Source organism: Streptomyces sp. NPDC002054, assembly GCF_040296685.1.
Lineage (GTDB): Bacteria > Actinomycetota > Actinomycetes > Streptomycetales > Streptomycetaceae > Streptomyces.
In genome coordinates this window covers 1-14860 of record NZ_JBEOXT010000009.1, presented here as the reverse complement: position 1 = coordinate 14860, position 14860 = coordinate 1, and the positions used below count along the sequence as shown (strand labels likewise).

Genomic DNA, 14860 nt, shown 5'->3' with positions numbered 1-14860 from the left:
GTCAGGACATTCAGTCGATGCTTCCGGGTTCCGCGAGCCAGCGGGTTCGGACATCGATGACACCGGCGATGTTCTCGAAGTCCCGGTCGTAGTGCAGGACCGTCATCCGATGAGCACGTGCGGTAACTGCGATGAAGAGATCCGGCGCCCCCACCGAGCGGTGACGCCCGAGGTCGGTCAGCGCTTCCTGCACCCGCAGCACTTGGGCCCAGCCGTCCCCAGGGACAGGGACCCAAGCGTAGAGACCGCGGAGCTGCTCCTGGATCTGCTTGTATTCCTGAGCTGACCGGGCGGAGTAGAGCATCTCGAACTCCGTCACCTCGCACACGGACACGTGCCCGTTGCGCAGTACATCGAGCCATGACGGACGGACCGCCGGCCGCAGGATGCGGGCGGCGGCCGACTTGTCGATCAGGAACCGTTCGGACTGGACCACGCTCAGCGCCACGCTTCCTTCTCGAAGTCCGGCTCGAGGATCGCGTCGAACGCACCCTCCTCGGTGAGCCGCGTCAGCTCTTCAAGGGCCGTTTCCCTTGTGACCCGTGCTCCTATTTCCGCCAAGGCGGCATTCACGGTGTCCTTCTTGGTCTTCGTCCCCAGCGCCCGCGCGGCAAGGGCGAGCGCTTCCTCATCGAGATCGATAACGGTCTTCGCCATGGACATCCACCTCCATCAGAAAACTATATCCGCCGCCCCTCACCGCAGAAACATTTCACCAACCCTCGAACACATATGCCCCCGCCGGGAGAACCCGGCGGGGGCATATCGACCAAGGGGGGCGAGTGCTACTTGACCACGCTCAGTGGCAGCAGCTTCTTGCCCGTGGGTCCGATCTGGATGTGGGTGTCCATCTGCGGACAGACGCCGCAGTCGAAGCACGGGGTCCAGCGGCAGTCCTCGACCTCGGTTTCGTCCAGGGCGTCCTGCCAGTCCTCCCAGAGCCAGTCCTTGTCCAGGCCGGAGTCCAGGTGGTCCCAGGGCAGGACTTCCTCGTAGGTGCGCTCGCGGGTGGTGTACCAGGCCACGTCCACGCCGTACTCGGGGAGGGCCTTCTCCGCCGCCTGCATCCAGCGGTCGTAGGAGAAGTGCTCGCGCCAGCCGTCGAAGCGGCCACCCGACTCGTAGACCGCGCGGATGACGTCGCCGACCCGGCGGTCGCCGCGGGAGAGGAGGCCCTCGACGATGCCCGGCTTGCCGTCGTGGTAGCGGAAGCCGATGGAGCGGCCGTACTTCTTGTCGCCGCGGATCTTGTCCCGGAGCTTCTCCAGGCGGGCGTCCGTCTCCTCCGCCGACAGCTGCGGGGCCCACTGGAACGGGGTGTGCGGCTTGGGCACGAAACCGCCGATGGAGACCGTGCAGCGGATGTCGTTCTGGCCGGAGACCTCGCGGCCCTTGGCGATCACGTTGACCGCCATGTCACCGATCTGGAGGACGTCCTCGTCGGTCTCGGTGGGCAGGCCGCACATGAAGTACAGCTTCACCTGGCGCCAGCCGTTGCCGTACGCCGTGGCGACGGTCCGGATCAGGTCCTCCTCCGAGACCATCTTGTTGATGACCTTGCGCATGCGCTCGGAGCCGCCCTCGGGGGCGAAGGTGAGGCCGGACCGGCGGCCGTTGCGGGTCAGCTCGTTGGCCAGGTCGACGTTGAAGGCGTCCACCCGGGTGGAGGGGAGGGAGAGGCCGATCTTGTCGTCCGTGTAGCGGTCCGCGAGGCCCTTGGCGATCTCACCGATCTCGGTGTGGTCCGCGGAGGAGAGCGAGAGGAGGCCGACCTCCTCGAAGCCCGTCGCCTTGAGGCCCTTCTCCACCATTTCGCCGATGCCGGTGATGCTTCGCTCCCGCACGGGGCGCGTGATCATGCCGGCCTGGCAGAAACGGCAGCCGCGGGTGCAGCCGCGGAAGATCTCCACCGACATCCGCTCGTGGACGGTCTCGGCGAGGGGGACCAGGGGCTGCTTGGGGTACGGCCACTCGTCGAGGTCCATGACGGTGTGCTTGGACACGCGCCACGGCACGCCGGAGCGGTTCGGGACGACGCGGCCGATGCGGCCGTCGGCCAGGTACTCGACGTCGTAGAAGCCGGGGACGTAGATGTTGCCGGTCTTGGCCAGCCGGAGGAGGACCTCCTCGCGGCCACCCGGGCGGCCCTCGGCCTTCCAGCCGCGGATGATCTCGGTCATGTCCAGCACGGCCTGCTCGCCGTCGCCGATGACCGCCGCGTCGATGAAGGCGGCGATCGGCTCGGGGTTGAAGGCGGCGTGGCCGCCGGCGAGCACGATCGGGTGGTCGACCGTACGGTCCTTGGACTCCAGCGGGATGCCGGCCAGGTCCAGGGCCGTGAGCATGTTGGTGTAGCCCAGCTCCGTGGAGAAGGACAGGCCGAACACGTCGAAGGCGGAGACCGGGCGGTGCGAGTCCACGGTGAACTGGGGCACGCCGTGCTCGCGCATCAGCGCTTCCAGGTCCGGCCACACGCTGTAGGTGCGCTCGGCGAGCACGCCTTCGCGCTCGTTCAGCACCTCGTAAAGGATCATGACGCCCTGGTTGGGCAGACCGACCTCGTACGCGTCCGGGTACATGAGCGCCCAGCGGACGTCACAGCTCTCCCAGGGCTTGACGGTGGAGTTGAGCTCACCGCCGACGTACTGGATGGGCTTCTGCACATGCGGGAGCAACGCTTCGAGCTGTGGGAAGACCGACTCGGACATCACGCGACTTTCCTGAAGCTGGCAGGGGGGCGACTCTCCAGAGTACCCGAGGCGGTCACCAGCCACTTGCCGCTGCAACCGCCTCCTCCCACACCTCCGGCAGCTCCCGTTCGCGCCGCTCGGCCAGGGCCTCCTCGCGGGCGTAGAGCACGCCCCAGGTGAAGGAGGGCTCGCCGGCCCCGTGGGCCTGGGCGGCCAGGTCGCGCAGCGCGGTGCGGGCGACGACGCTGTCCTGGTGGTCGCCGAGCAGGGTCTGGACCGCCTTGGCGCGCTTGGCCAGCCGCCGGGCGGGGCTGCCGAGGGCCGGGGTGGCGGCCTCCGCCGCGTAGCGGGTGCGTTTGGCGGCCTTGCGGGCGTCGTGCAGGGCGTGGTCCCGCTCCTCCCCCGCCTCGAGGGACAGGGCGTGGTCGACCCGGGCGGCGAGCCGGCCGTGGTCCCGCAGGACGGCCTTGGGCAGCACCTTCGCGGCCGGTTCCGAGGCGGCCGGGAGCAGCGGCGGGTCGGCGAGCAGGCGGTCCAGGGTGTTCAGCAGGGCGAGGTGGCGGGGGTGGTCGAGGACGGCCAGGGCGCGGCGGCGGGAGCCGGAGCGGCGGGCGGTGTTCCAGCGGCGGAGGCGGCCTTTGGCGGGGCCGGAGAGCAGGGTGCGGGGCAGTTCGCCGAGGGCGGTCTGGATGCGGTCGAAGAGGACTTCCTGGTCCCGGTCGACGCCGAGTTCGGCGCCGAGCCAGCGGAGGTCTTCGGCGAGCGGGTCGGTGGTCTCGCGGTCCAGGACCTTGCGGTAGGTCGTGAAGGCGCTGCGCAGGCGGCGGGCGGCGACCCGCATCTGGTGGACGGAGTCGGGCTGGTTGCGGCGTACGGCCGGGTCCTGGGCGATCAGGGCCTCGACCTGTTCCCGTACGTACGCCAGGACGGCGGCGCCCGCGGTGTCGTCGGCGGGGCCGGGGGCGGGCCGGGCGGGCGGCTCGGTGCCGGTCTCGGCGAGGGCGCGGGCGAGTTTGGAGGGGGCGTCGGAGACCTTGAGCCCGGCCTTCCTGAACTTTTTCTCGACGGCGTCGAGCAGGGCGGGGTCGACGCCGTCGGCGAGTTCCACCTCGACCTCGGTCCAGGAGGCGGCGGTGTCCTCGCGTTCGGCGGTGACGGCGTCGGTGCTGAGTTCGGCGAGCAGGGTTCCGTCGGCGTCGACGAGGTGGCTGATCTTGCGCGAGGACACCAGCCGGACCTGGGGTTGCAGGGGGGCGTCGCGGACCCGGGAGCGGACCAGGGCGGCGAGGGGGCCGGGCACGGTGTCGCCGAGGGGGGCTCTGACCTCGTCGCGGACGCCGGGGGCGACGGGGAGTTTGAGGTGCCAGCCGGCGTCCTCGCCGCCGGTGCGGCGGCGCAGGGTCAGGCCGTCGGCGGCGAGCCGCTGGTCGGGGGTGTCGTAGTAGACGGCGTCGAGGTCGGCTGTGCCCCGGTCGAGGACGGCGGCGATGCCGGCCGTTCCGGTCAGGTCCGGCACGCCACGCTGTTCCGCCTTGGCCTTCGTGAACTCGAATTTCCGCTCGATTTCGCGCTTTGTGTCCGCCATAGACCGAACTTAGTCCTGAACGGAGGCCGACGGGCAGGTTACAAGCAGATTCAGACCCGATCAGGCCGACAACGGCCGTTGCACCCGGATCGACTGGAGCAGTCCGACCGCCACCCACACCGCGAACATCGAGGAGCCTCCGTAGGACACGAACGGCAGCGGTAGGCCCGCCACCGGCATGATCCCGAGGTTCATCCCCACGTTCTCGAAGGACTGGAAGGCGAACCAGGCGATGATGCCGGCCGCCACGATCGTCCCGTACAGCTCGGTGGTCTCCCGGGCGATCACGCAGGCCCGCCAGAGCACCACCCCGAGCAGGCCGAGGATGAGGATGCCGCCGACGAAGCCGAGCTCCTCCCCCGCCACCGTGAACACGAAGTCGGTCTGCTGCTCCGGCACGAACTGCCCGGTGGTCTGCGGTCCCTTGAACAGGCCGGAGCCCAGCAGCCCGCCGCCGCCGATCGCGATCCGCGCCTGGTTGGTGTTGTAGCCGGCGCCCGAGGGGTCGAGCTCGGGGTTGGCGAAGGCGGCGAAGCGGTTGATCTGGTACTCGTCGAGTACGCCCAGCTGCCAGACCAGGATCGCGCCGGCCGCCCCGGAGGCGATCAGCCCGAGCACCCAGCGGTTGGAGGCGCCTGAGGCCAGCAGCACCCCCAGCACGATCACCACCATCACCATCACCGACCCCAGGTCGGGCATCAGCATCACGATGCCCATGGGCGCGGCGGCCAGGCACAGCGCCTTGACCACGGTCCGGTGCTCGGGATGCGCCAGGTCGCCGGCGTCCACCCGGGCCGCCAGCAGCATCGCCATCACCAGGATGATCGTGACCTTCACGAACTCCGAGGGCTGGAGCGAGAAGCCGCCGCCGATGACGATCCAGGCGTGGGCGCCGTTGATGGTGGCGCCGAGCGGGGTGAGCACCGCCGCGACCAGGATCAGCGAGAGTCCGTACAGCACCGGCACCGCACCGCGCAGGTTGCGGTGGCCGAGGCAGACCGTCCCGATCATCAGCACCAGGCCGATGCCGGTGTTGAGCAGGTGGCGCCAGAGGAAGTACTGCGGGTCGCCCTGGTTGAGGGTGTCCCGGTGACGGGTCGCGGACCACACCAGCAGGGCGCCGATCAGCGACAGCGCCAGCGCCGACAGCAGTATCGGCCAGTCGAGCCGGCGCAGGACCGAGTCGCGGGCGGTCAGCCGGGCGAGCGGGCCCTTCTGGGGCGCGTACCGGGATACGGAGAACTTGTTGGCGGTCTGCATCATCATCTCAGTCATGCCGCAAGGGGGGCGGGCCGGCGAGCGCGGGGGGCGCCGGCTCCTCCGGGGACGGGGGCACGTACGGCTTGATCTCGGGGGCCACGATGGTGCCGTCGGGCTGGACGGTGGGCAGCTTCGCCTCCGGCTTGGGCAGCAGGGCCTTGCCGAGGTCCTGCTTGCCGGACATGGTGAGGCCGTACATCGCGTTGTAGATGTTGCGCACCGCGGGGCCCGAGGCGCCGGAGCCGGTGCCCGCCTGGGAGATCGTCATCACGATGGTGAAGTCGTCGGTGTAGGTCGCCAGCCACGACGTGGTCTGCTTGCCGTAGACCTGGGCGGTGCCGGTCTTGGCCCGCATCGGGATCTTGTCCTGCGGCCAGCCGCCGAACCGCCAGGCGGCGGTGCCGCCGGGCTCGACCACGGAGCGCAGCCCCTTGTCGAGGTCCTTGACGGTCTTGGCGTCGACCGGCAGCTTCCCGTGGGGCTTGGGCTCGATCATCCTGGTCTTGCCGTCGGGGCTGATCACGGCCTTGCCGACGGTGGGGTTGTAGAGGGTGCCGCCGTTGCTGATGGCGGCGTAGGCGGTGGCCATCTGGATGGGGGTGACGAGGACGTCGCCCTGGCCGATGGCGAAGTTGATGCTGTCGTACGCCTTCAGCTGGTTGCCTTCGAGGCAGCTCTCATAGGCGATCTGCTCGACATAGGTGCCGCCCTTCTTGCCCTGCTTGCACCAGGAGTCCTTGTTGGCCTTCCAGAAGCTCTGCTTCCACTGGCGGTCGGGGATGCGGCCGGTGACCTCGTTCGGCAGGTCGATTCCGGTTTCGGAGCCGAGGCCGAACTCGCGGGCGGTCCGGTAGAACCAGTCGTGGGCGTCCTTCTTGGGCTCGAGGCCGCCGTCGCGCTGCCATTCCTTGTGGCCGAGGGCGTAGAAGACGGTGTTGCAGGAGAACTTGAGGGCGTCGCCCAGGGAGATGGGGCCGTGCCCCTTGGACTCGAAGTTCGCGAAGCTCCGGCCGCCCATGTTGTAGGAAGCGCTGCAGTTGTACTTGTCGTCGAAGGCGTAGCCGGCCCGTACGGCCGCGCTCGCCGACACCACCTTGAAGATGGAGCCGGCCGGGGCCTGGCCCTGGATGGCCCGGTTGAGCAGCGGGTAGTTGGACTTCTGGCTGGTGAGCCTGGCGTAGTCGGCACCGGAGATGCCGCCGACCCAGGCGTTGGGGTCGTAGTCGGGCTGGGAGGCCATCGCGACCACGCGGCCGGTCTTGGTCTCCATGACAACCACGGCGCCCGCGTCGGCCTCGTACTTGCGGCCGGTGATCTTGTCGGTCTCCTTGCGGACGGTCTTCATCGCCTGGTGGAGCTCGTACTCGGCGACGGCCTGGACCCGCGCGTCGATGCTGGTGATGAGGGTGGACCCGGCCACGCCCGGGTCGGACTTCGTCTCACCCATGACCCGGCCGAGGTTGTCGACCTCGTACGAGGTCACCTGGGCCTTGCCGCGCAGCTCCTTGTCGTATATCCGCTCGATTCCGGAGCGGCCGACCTGGTCGGAGCGCAGGTGCGGCGAGTCGGTTTCCTTGGCCTTCTGGATCTCGTCGTCGGTGACCGGCGAGAGGTAGCCGAGCACCTGGGCGGTGCGGCCCCCGCCGGGCGCCGGGTAGCGGCGTACGGCGGTGGGTTCGGCGGTGATGCCGGGGAAGTCCTCGGGGCGCTCGCGGATCTGCAGGGCCTGCTGGGTGGTGGCTTCGAGGGTGACCGGGATCGGCTGGTACGGGGAGCCGTTCCAGCAGGGCTTGGGGGTCTGGGAGTCGCAGAGCCGGACCTTGTCCATGACCTCCTTCGGCTCCATGTCCAGGACTCCGGCGAGGCGGGTCAGGACGGCCTTGCCGCGGTCCTTTATCCGCATCAGCTCGGTGCGGGACGCGGAGACGACCAGGCGGGTCTCGTTGTCGGCGATCGCGACTCCGCGGGCGTCCAGGATGGAGCCGCGAACGGCGGGCTGGACCACCCGCTGGACGTGGTTGTTCTTGGCCGCGTCGGCGTACTCGTGGCCGTTGCGGATCTGCAGGTACCAGAGCCGGCCGCCCAGTGTGAGCAGCAGCGAGAAGACCAGTACCTGGATGATGACGAGCCGGATCTGCACCCGGGGGGTGCGGCCGGTCTCCGGAATGTTCGTCATGCGTCGTGCTCCCCCGTCACAGCTTTTTGACGCTCTTCACGCTCTTCATGCTCTTGACGCTCTTCATGCCCTTGATGCCCTTGACGCCCTTTATCCGGACGGCCCGGTTGGCGCGGGCGCGGGCGGTCTTCAGCCGCAGGCCGCCGCGCTGGCTGCCGATGCGCAGACCGGTGCCGCCGGACAGCCAGCCGGAGGAGACGTCGGTGCCCTGCGGCGGGCCGCCGTTGGCCTCCACGGCCATCGGGTCGTTCTCGGCACGGCGGGCCAGCGCCATGATGAACGGCACCGTGAAGGGCGCCAGCAGCAGGTCGTAGAGGACCGCGCTGAACAGCAGGCCGCCGAGTCCGACATGGCGTTCCGCGGTGTCGCCGACCAGGACGCCCACCCCCACGTAGAGCAGGATGGAGCCGACGGCGGCGGCCAGCACGGTGAGCATCGGGCCCCAGGCGGACCGGAAGCGGCCGTTGTCGGGGCGGGCGAGGCCCACCAGGTAGCCGATGACGCACAGCACCAAGGCGTAGCGCCCGGCGGCGTGGTCGGCGGGCGGGGCCAGGTCGGCGAGGAGTCCGGCGCCGAAGCCGAGCAGGGCGCCGCTCATCGGCCCGTACACCAGGGACAGCGCGACCACGGTGAGCAGCAGCAGGTCGGGGACGGCGCCGGGCAGTTGGAGCCGTCCGAGGATGGTGACCTGGATGACGAGGGCGACCACGATCAGGGTGGACGAGAGCAGGATCCGGTTGAAGCGCATGGCGGTCAGCTCCTACTCGTCGGCGGCGTCGGCCGGCTTGCCGGACATGCGGGGGGAAGGGGTGACCGTGACGGTGACCGTCGGAATCGGCTTCGGGGGCTCCGGCTTGGGCGGCAGGACGGCGTCGCGCGGGTCCTCGCGGGGCGGCACCACGACCACGCCGACGATGTCGAGGCGGGAGAAGCCGACGAAGGGACGGACGTGGACGGTCCGGGTGAGACCGCCGCCGGACGGGTCGACGCGGACCACCTCGCCGAGCGGGACGCCGGGCACGAAGGGCCTGTTGGCGCGGGAGCCGAAGGTCACCAGGCGGTCGCCCGGGCTGACCTTGGCCTTGCCGTTGAGCATCTGGACGGACAGCGGGCGGTCCCCCTGGCCGGTGGCGAAGCCGAGTTCGCCGGTCTTCTCCAGGCGGGTGCCGACGGTGAAGTCGGGGTCGTTGGCGAGGAGCACGGTGGCCGTGTCGGGGCCGACGGTGGTGACCCGGCCGACGAGTCCGTCGCCGTTGAGGACGGTCATGTCGCGCTGGATGCCGTCCTTGCTGCCGGCGTCGATGGTGACGGTCCAGGAGAAGCCCTGGGCCGACCCTATGGCGATGACCTCGGCACCCTTGATGCCGTACTGGCCGGCGCCGGCCCGCTTGAGCATGTCGTCGAGTTCGCGGATCCGGCTGCGGTTGCGGTCCTCGCTGCCGAGCTTGGCCTTGAGGGCCGCGTTCTCGCGTTCCAGCACGCTGATCCGATTGTGCCGCTCCCCGGAGTCCCGTACCGCCCCTATGGCGTTGGCGACCGGGTCGACTGCGGTCGCGACTCCCTTTTCCACCGGGCCCAGGACCGCGGCGGCGGCCTGCCGGGCACCGTCGACCGGTGACTCCTCGCCTGCCCGGATGTCCACCGTGATCAGCGCGAACGCGATGGCGACCAGCAGTACCAGGAGCAGCCGGCTCTCTCGTGTGTCCCTCACGTGCGGCGGCCGTGCCTTCCTCATCGATTCTTCAGTTGCCTGTATATCAACGATCCGCCGCACGGGAGCGGCAGCACCCGTACGGCGGATCCTTGTATTCCGCATGTCCCCTGGAGGAGGGGAAACGTTTACCGCCGCGACCTCATCGCCGGGGCTGGGCGTCCAGGACCTGCTGGAGTGCCTCGAACTCCTCGACGCACTTGCCGGAGCCGAGGGCCACCGAGTCGAGGGGGTCCTCGGCGATGTGGATGGGCATGCCGGTCTCCCGGCGCAGCCGCTCGTCGAGGCCGCGGAGCAGCGCGCCGCCGCCGGTGAGGACGATGCCGCGGTCCATGATGTCGCCGGACAGCTCCGGGGGGCACTTGTCGAGGGTGGTCTTCACCGCGTCGACGATGGCGTTGACCGGCTCCTCGATGGCCTTGCGGACCTCGGCGGCGGAGATGACGACCGTCTTGGGCAGTCCGGAGACCAGGTCCCGGCCGCGGATTTCGGTGTGTTCGTCCTTGTCGAGGTCGTAGGCCGACCCGATGGTGATCTTGATCTGCTCGGCGGTGCGCTCGCCGAGGAGGAGGGAGTACTCCTTCTTGATGTGCTGGATGATCGCGTTGTCGAGCTCGTCGCCGGCCACCCGGATGGACTGCGCCGTGACGATTCCGCCGAGGGAGATGACGGCCACCTCCGTGGTGCCGCCGCCGATGTCCACGACCATGTTGCCGGTCGCCTCGTGCACGGGCAGGCCGGAACCGATGGCGGCGGCCATGGGCTCCTCGATGATGTGCACCTGACGGGCGCCGGCCTGGGTGGACGCCTCGATGACGGCGCGGCGCTCGACTCCGGTGATACCGGAGGGGACGCAGACCACGACGCGCGGGCGGGCCAGGTAGCGGCGCTTGTGGATCTTGAGGATGAAGTACCGGAGCATCCGCTCGGTGATCTCGAAGTCGGCGATCACGCCGTCCTTGAGGGGCCGTACGGCGACGATGTTGCCGGGCGTCCGGCCGATCATCTTCTTCGCCTCGGACCCGACCGCGAGAATTCCGCCGGTGTTCGTGTTGATGGCGACCACGGAAGGCTCGTTGAGGACGATCCCCCGGCCCCTCACGTACACCAGCGTGTTGGCGGTCCCGAGGTCGACAGCCATGTCACGGCCGATGAACGACATTGAGTTCCCCTTGTTCCCCATGAGGAGCGTCTGGCCTTCCAGTTGAAAGCGGCTGCTGTCAGGTCGGCGAGGTGGGTGTGTGGGTGGAGGCCCCATCGTAGTGCCGCACGTGAGGACATTGCGCGACGGGACTCCGGCGGCGCCGCCGGAACGGTTGCCCGCCCCCTGGAGGGGTGCGTTCAGGACCAGGCCGGCATGGCGCCGAGGTGGCGCCCTGCGGCACCGGAGTTCCGCAGGGACATCTTCACCTGCCGCGCGGAACACCGCACCCGGACACCTCTCGCGGGTCCGGCCTGATCCTGAAGGCACTCCTCTAGTGGTGACGTCGTGTCCTGCCCATGCGTTCCCGGTGGGGCCCGGGAATACCGAAGGGCGACCGAAATTACTTCGGTCGCCCCAGGTCGTGAGCGCTATTCGGCTGATGTTGCGTCAGAGAGGAATGGGCGCTCGGAGCACGGGTCAGAACGCGGTTCAGAACGCGGTTCAGAGCGCCGGGAAGAACAGCTTCAGCTCGCGCTCGGCGGACTCCTCGGAGTCGGACGCGTGGATGAGGTTCTCGCGCACGATGGTCCCGAAGTCCCCGCGGATCGAACCGGGGGCCGCGGCGATCGGGTCGGTCGGACCGGCGAGCTGGCGCACGCCCTCGATGGCGCGCTCGCCCTCGACGACGAGGACGACGACGGGGCCGCTGGCCATGAAGCCCATCAGCGGCTCGTAGAAGACCTTGCCCTTGTGCTCGCCGTAGTGGGCCTCCAGGGTCTCCTGGTCCAGGCTGCGCAGCTCCATCGCGGGAATGGTCCAGCCGGCCTTGCGCTCGATGCGGCCGATGATCTCGCCGATCAGCCCCCTCCTGACCGCGTCAGGCTTGAGGATGACGAGCGTGCGCTGGGACATGTTGCGACTCCTTGCGGCAAACGGGTGCGGTGCTACGAGGCTACAGGGGGCCAAAGTGGCCGGTGCTCAGGCCCCGCTCAGGCTTCGGGCTGGGTGGGCTGGGCGGCGGCGGCCTGGGCGGCCCACCGGGCCTTGATGGCGTCCACCCGCTGGCCGTAGTGCAGCGAGCACCACCACAGCACCGCGAAAAGCGCACCCAGGAAGAACATGGAGGGGACCACGAAGCCGCTCAGGATCAGGCCGATCTGCAGCGCCCAGCCGACCTGCACGGCCCCACGGCGCGACAGCATCCCGCAGAGCAGCACGGACAGCAGCATCACGACGCCGCAGACTGTCCAGACCTGCACCTGGGTGAGGTCCGGGTTCTTCATGGCCACCAGGCCCGCGAAGCCCACGACGAAGAACTCGCCGATCAGCGTCGAGGCGCACAGGGTACGCACAGGTCAGCCCCTCTTCAGTAGCAGGCGGGCCTCGCCCACCGTGATCACGGAGCCGGTCACCAGGACCCCGGCCCCTCCGTACTCGGCCTCTTCCTCCGCAAGGGTGATGGCCGCTTCCAGCGCATCGTCCAGCCGCGGTTCCACCTGCACCCGGTCGGCGCCGAAGACCTCCACCGCGACGGCGGCCAGCTCGTCCGCGTCCAGCGCGCGGTGGCTGGTGTTCGAGGTGATCACGACCTCCGCGAAGATCGGCTCGAAGGCCTCCAGGACACCCCGGACGTCCTTGCCCTCGCTGGTGCCGACCACGCCGACCAGCCGGCTGAACCCGAAGGACTCGGTGATCGCCTCGGCGGTGACCGCCGCGCCGGCCGGGTTGTGCGCCGCGTCCAGGACGACGGTCGGGCTGCGCCGCACCACTTCCATGCGGCCGGGCGAGGTGACCGTCGCGAACGCCTTGCGGACCGTGTCCACGTCCAGCGTCCGCGCGTGCTCCGCGCCGATCCCGAAGAAGGCCTCGACCGCGGCCAGGGCCACCGCCGCGTTCTGCGCCATGTGCGCGCCGTAGAGGGGGAGGAAGATGCCCTCGTACTCGCCGCCCAGGCCGCGCAGCGTCAGCTGCTGCCCGCCGACCGCGACCTCGCGCGAGACCACGCCGAACTCCATGCCCGCGCGGGCCACCGTCGCATCCACCTCGACGGCCTTCTTCAGCAGCACCTGGGCCGCGTCCACCGGCTGCTGCGCCAGGATCACGGTGGCGTCCTGCTTGATGATGCCGCCCTTCTCCGCCGCGATCTCGCCGGGCGTGGAGCCCAGCCGGTCGGTGTGGTCCAGGCTGATCGGGGTGACCACCGCGACCGACGCGTCGATCACATTGGTGGCGTCCCAGGTGCCGCCCATGCCGACCTCGACCACCGCCGCGTCCACCGGCGCGTCCGCGAAGGCCGCATACGCCATGCCGGTGAGCACCTCGAAGAAGGAGAGCCGGTAGTCCTCGGAGGCGTCGACCATCTCCACGTACGGCTGGATGTCCCGGTACGTCTCCACGAACCGCTCGGCGCTGATCGGCGCCCCGTCCAGGCTGATCCGCTCGGTGACGGACTGGACGTGCGGGCTGGTGTAGCGGCCGGTGCGCAGCTCGAAGGCGTTCAGCAGGGCCTCGATCATGCGGGAGGTGCTGGTCTTGCCGTTGGTGCCGGTGACATGGATGGAGGGATACGCGCGCTGGGGTTCGCCGAGGACGTCCATCAGGGCGGAGATGCGCGTGACGGACGGCTCCAGCTTGGTCTCGCCCCAGCGGGTCGAGAGCTCCTGCTCGACCTCGAGGAGCGCCTGGGCGACCTCGGGGTCGAGGGGCCGGGACGGCACCGGGTCGCCCTGCGGCGGACCGGCCTGGGCGCGCAGGGTGCGGCTGCCGGCCTCGATCACCGCCAGGTCGGGGTCACGGTCGGTCTCCTCCGCGACGAACTCGTCGAACTCGTCGAACTTGTCGTCGGACTCGTCGGAGATCTCGGACCGGCGGTCACTGGGCTCGGGCTGCTGCTCACTCACAGCCCCAGTCTACGGACGGGGCGGGCGGGACTTCCGGCCCGGCCGTTTCGGGACCTTCGGCCGGAATCGCGGCTTGATCGTTATGCAAACCTTGCGGGCAGGAGATTGGGGAACAAATGCCGCAGGCCAGCACCAACAAGACAGCGTCCAGCCGCGATATCGGGATAGACCTGGGGACCGCGAACACCCTGGTCTATGCGCGGGGGCACGGAATCGTCCTCAATGAGCCGTCCGTGGTCGCGGTCAAGGCGGACACGGGCGCGGCACTGGCCGTGGGCAACGAGGCGAAGGCGACCATCGGCCGCACCCCCGGGTCCATCACCGCGATCCGCCCGCTGAAGGACGGGGTGATCTGCGATTACGAGGCCGCGGAGGAAATGATCCGGCACTTCGTCCGGAAGGCGGTCCCGGGGCGGCGGCTGCGCACCCGGATGGTGGTGTGCGTGCCGTCCGGGGTGACGGGTGTGGAGCGGCGGGCCATCGTCCATGCCGCGACCCGGGCCGGCGCGAAGAGTGTGCACCTGATCGAGGAGCCGATGGCGGCGGCCATCGGGGCGGGGCTGCCGGTGGCGGAGCCGCGGGGGTCGATGGTGGTGGACATCGGCGGGGGCACCACGGAGGTCGCGGTGATCTCGCTGGGCGGGATCGTCACCTCGCAGTCGCTGCGGGCGGGCGGGGACCGGTTGGACGCGGCGATCACGGAGTACGTGCGGAAGGAGCACGGGCTGCTGATCGGCGAGCGCAGCGCGGAGGACGCGAAGGTGGCCATCGGCTCGGCCTGGCCGGTGCCGGACCGGCCCGAGCTGGAGGGCCGGACGGTGGTGGTGCGGGGGCGGGAGAAGGTCGGCGGAATGCCGAGGACCTTGGAACTGACCGCGGCGGAGGTGCGGGCGGCGCTGGACGAGCCGATCGAGGCGATTATCGCGGCGGTGCGGACCACGCTGGAGGACTGCCCGCCGGAGCTCTCGGGCGACGTGATGGAGCACGGCATCGTCCTGACGGGCGGCGGGGCGCTGCTGCCGGGCCTGGACCTGCGGATGGCTTCGGCAACCGGAATCCCGGTCTTCGTGGCGGACGCGCCGCTGGACTGCGTCGCCTTGGGCTCGGGCCGCCGGGTGGAGGAACTGGACACGCTGTAGCCCGTGGCCGGGCCTGGGTCCGGGTCCGGGTCGCGTGCGTCCCGGGTCCCGCCGGCGGGCGCGGCCCGGGCCCCGGGGGGAGCGGGCGGCTGCCGCAGCCCCCGGAGCCCGGGCGCCGAGGGGCTCGGGGCGCAGCCCCCGGGGAGCGGGCGCCGGGCGGAGCCCCGGCCCCCGACCGGGGCTCCGCTGCGCGGGCCCTCCCCCACCCCCCCCCCTCCCCCAACCCGGGCCGGCGGGCCCCGCCCCCCCCCCGGG

Annotated in this window: 13 protein-coding genes; 1 reads left to right on the top strand and 12 read right to left on the bottom strand. The window is 70.3% G+C overall.

The genetic code is table 11. The annotated features are described in order from the left end of the window. Positions 1–10: 10 nt before the first annotated feature. The 12 genes from ABT123_RS10370 to folC all read right to left on the bottom strand — a co-directional run bounded on the left by ABT123_RS10370 (position 11) and on the right by folC (position 13466). Positions 11–448, bottom strand: coding sequence for a PIN domain nuclease (locus ABT123_RS10370; protein WP_351311777.1), 438 nt, complete (start codon positions 446–448; stop codon positions 11–13). Then, the gene (locus tag ABT123_RS10365; protein WP_351311775.1) at positions 439–657 is read right to left on the bottom strand and encodes a type II toxin-antitoxin system VapB family antitoxin; all 219 of its coding nucleotides are present in this window, start codon (positions 655–657) and stop codon (positions 439–441) included. Before ABT123_RS10365 ends, ABT123_RS10370 begins: the two co-directional genes overlap by 10 nt. Before the next feature lie 128 nt (positions 658–785). Then, a complete protein-coding gene (locus tag ABT123_RS10360) occupies positions 786–2711 on the bottom strand; it encodes a TIGR03960 family B12-binding radical SAM protein (RefSeq protein ID WP_351311774.1) in 1926 nt (641 codons plus the stop codon). A gap of 52 nt (positions 2712–2763) precedes the next feature. After that, complete coding sequence (locus tag ABT123_RS10355; RefSeq protein ID WP_351311772.1) at positions 2764–4275, bottom strand: CYTH and CHAD domain-containing protein; 1512 nt, start codon at positions 4273–4275, stop codon at positions 2764–2766. A 60-nt stretch (positions 4276–4335) separates the two neighbouring features. Further along, the gene (gene rodA, locus ABT123_RS10350; protein ID WP_351312100.1) at positions 4336–5535 is read right to left on the bottom strand and encodes a rod shape-determining protein RodA; all 1200 of its coding nucleotides are present in this window, start codon (positions 5533–5535) and stop codon (positions 4336–4338) included. A gap of 7 nt (positions 5536–5542) precedes the next feature. Beyond that, on the bottom strand, positions 5543–7711 hold the full coding sequence (gene mrdA / locus ABT123_RS10345) for a penicillin-binding protein 2 (RefSeq protein ID WP_351311770.1): 2169 nt from the start codon (positions 7709–7711) through the stop codon (positions 5543–5545). A 16-nt stretch (positions 7712–7727) separates the two neighbouring features. After that, entirely contained in the window at positions 7728–8459 is a 732-nt protein-coding gene (gene mreD / locus ABT123_RS10340; RefSeq protein ID WP_351311768.1) for a rod shape-determining protein MreD, read from the bottom strand. Between the two features lie 12 nt (positions 8460–8471). Next, on the bottom strand, positions 8472–9422 hold the full coding sequence (gene mreC / locus ABT123_RS10335) for a rod shape-determining protein MreC (RefSeq protein ID WP_351311766.1): 951 nt from the start codon (positions 9420–9422) through the stop codon (positions 8472–8474). A gap of 142 nt (positions 9423–9564) precedes the next feature. Next, positions 9565–10584: a rod shape-determining protein gene (locus ABT123_RS10330; RefSeq protein WP_125647420.1), complete on the bottom strand. Its 1020-nt coding sequence runs from the start codon at positions 10582–10584 to the stop codon at positions 9565–9567. A gap of 483 nt (positions 10585–11067) precedes the next feature. Beyond that, on the bottom strand, positions 11068–11478 hold the full coding sequence (gene ndk, locus ABT123_RS10325; protein ID WP_351311764.1) for a nucleoside-diphosphate kinase: 411 nt from the start codon (positions 11476–11478) through the stop codon (positions 11068–11070). A 77-nt stretch (positions 11479–11555) separates the two neighbouring features. Next, complete coding sequence (locus ABT123_RS10320; protein ID WP_351311762.1) at positions 11556–11918, bottom strand: DUF4233 domain-containing protein; 363 nt, start codon at positions 11916–11918, stop codon at positions 11556–11558. A 3-nt stretch (positions 11919–11921) separates the two neighbouring features. Then, complete coding sequence (gene folC / locus ABT123_RS10315; protein ID WP_502970924.1) at positions 11922–13466, bottom strand: bifunctional tetrahydrofolate synthase/dihydrofolate synthase; 1545 nt, start codon at positions 13464–13466, stop codon at positions 11922–11924. Between the two features lie 116 nt (positions 13467–13582). On the opposite strand from folC, the gene ABT123_RS10310 reads away from it, so the two are divergent. Then, positions 13583–14605, top strand: a complete 1023-nt coding sequence (locus tag ABT123_RS10310) for a rod shape-determining protein (protein WP_351311760.1) — start codon at positions 13583–13585, stop codon at positions 14603–14605. The last annotated feature ends 255 nt before the right edge of the window (positions 14606–14860 follow it).

What these genes read in the sequence shown, in the direction of transcription:
- ABT123_RS10365 (WP_351311775.1), bottom strand. Translation starts at nt 657, where the DNA reads ATGGCGAAGACCGTTATCGATCTCGATGAGGAAGCGCTCGCCCTTGCC.
- ABT123_RS10355 (WP_351311772.1), bottom strand. Translation starts at nt 4,275, where the DNA reads ATGGCGGACACAAAGCGCGAAATCGAGCGGAAATTCGAGTTCACGAAG.
- rodA (WP_351312100.1), bottom strand. Translation starts at nt 5,535, where the DNA reads ATGCAGACCGCCAACAAGTTCTCCGTATCCCGGTACGCGCCCCAGAAG.
- mrdA (WP_351311770.1), bottom strand. Translation starts at nt 7,711, where the DNA reads ATGACGAACATTCCGGAGACCGGCCGCACCCCCCGGGTGCAGATCCGG.
- mreD (WP_351311768.1), bottom strand. Translation starts at nt 8,459, where the DNA reads ATGCGCTTCAACCGGATCCTGCTCTCGTCCACCCTGATCGTGGTCGCC.
- ABT123_RS10330 (WP_125647420.1), bottom strand. Translation starts at nt 10,584, where the DNA reads ATGTCGTTCATCGGCCGTGACATGGCTGTCGACCTCGGGACCGCCAAC.
- ndk (WP_351311764.1), bottom strand. Translation starts at nt 11,478, where the DNA reads ATGTCCCAGCGCACGCTCGTCATCCTCAAGCCTGACGCGGTCAGGAGG.
- ABT123_RS10310 (WP_351311760.1), top strand. Translation starts at nt 13,583, where the DNA reads ATGCCGCAGGCCAGCACCAACAAGACAGCGTCCAGCCGCGATATCGGG.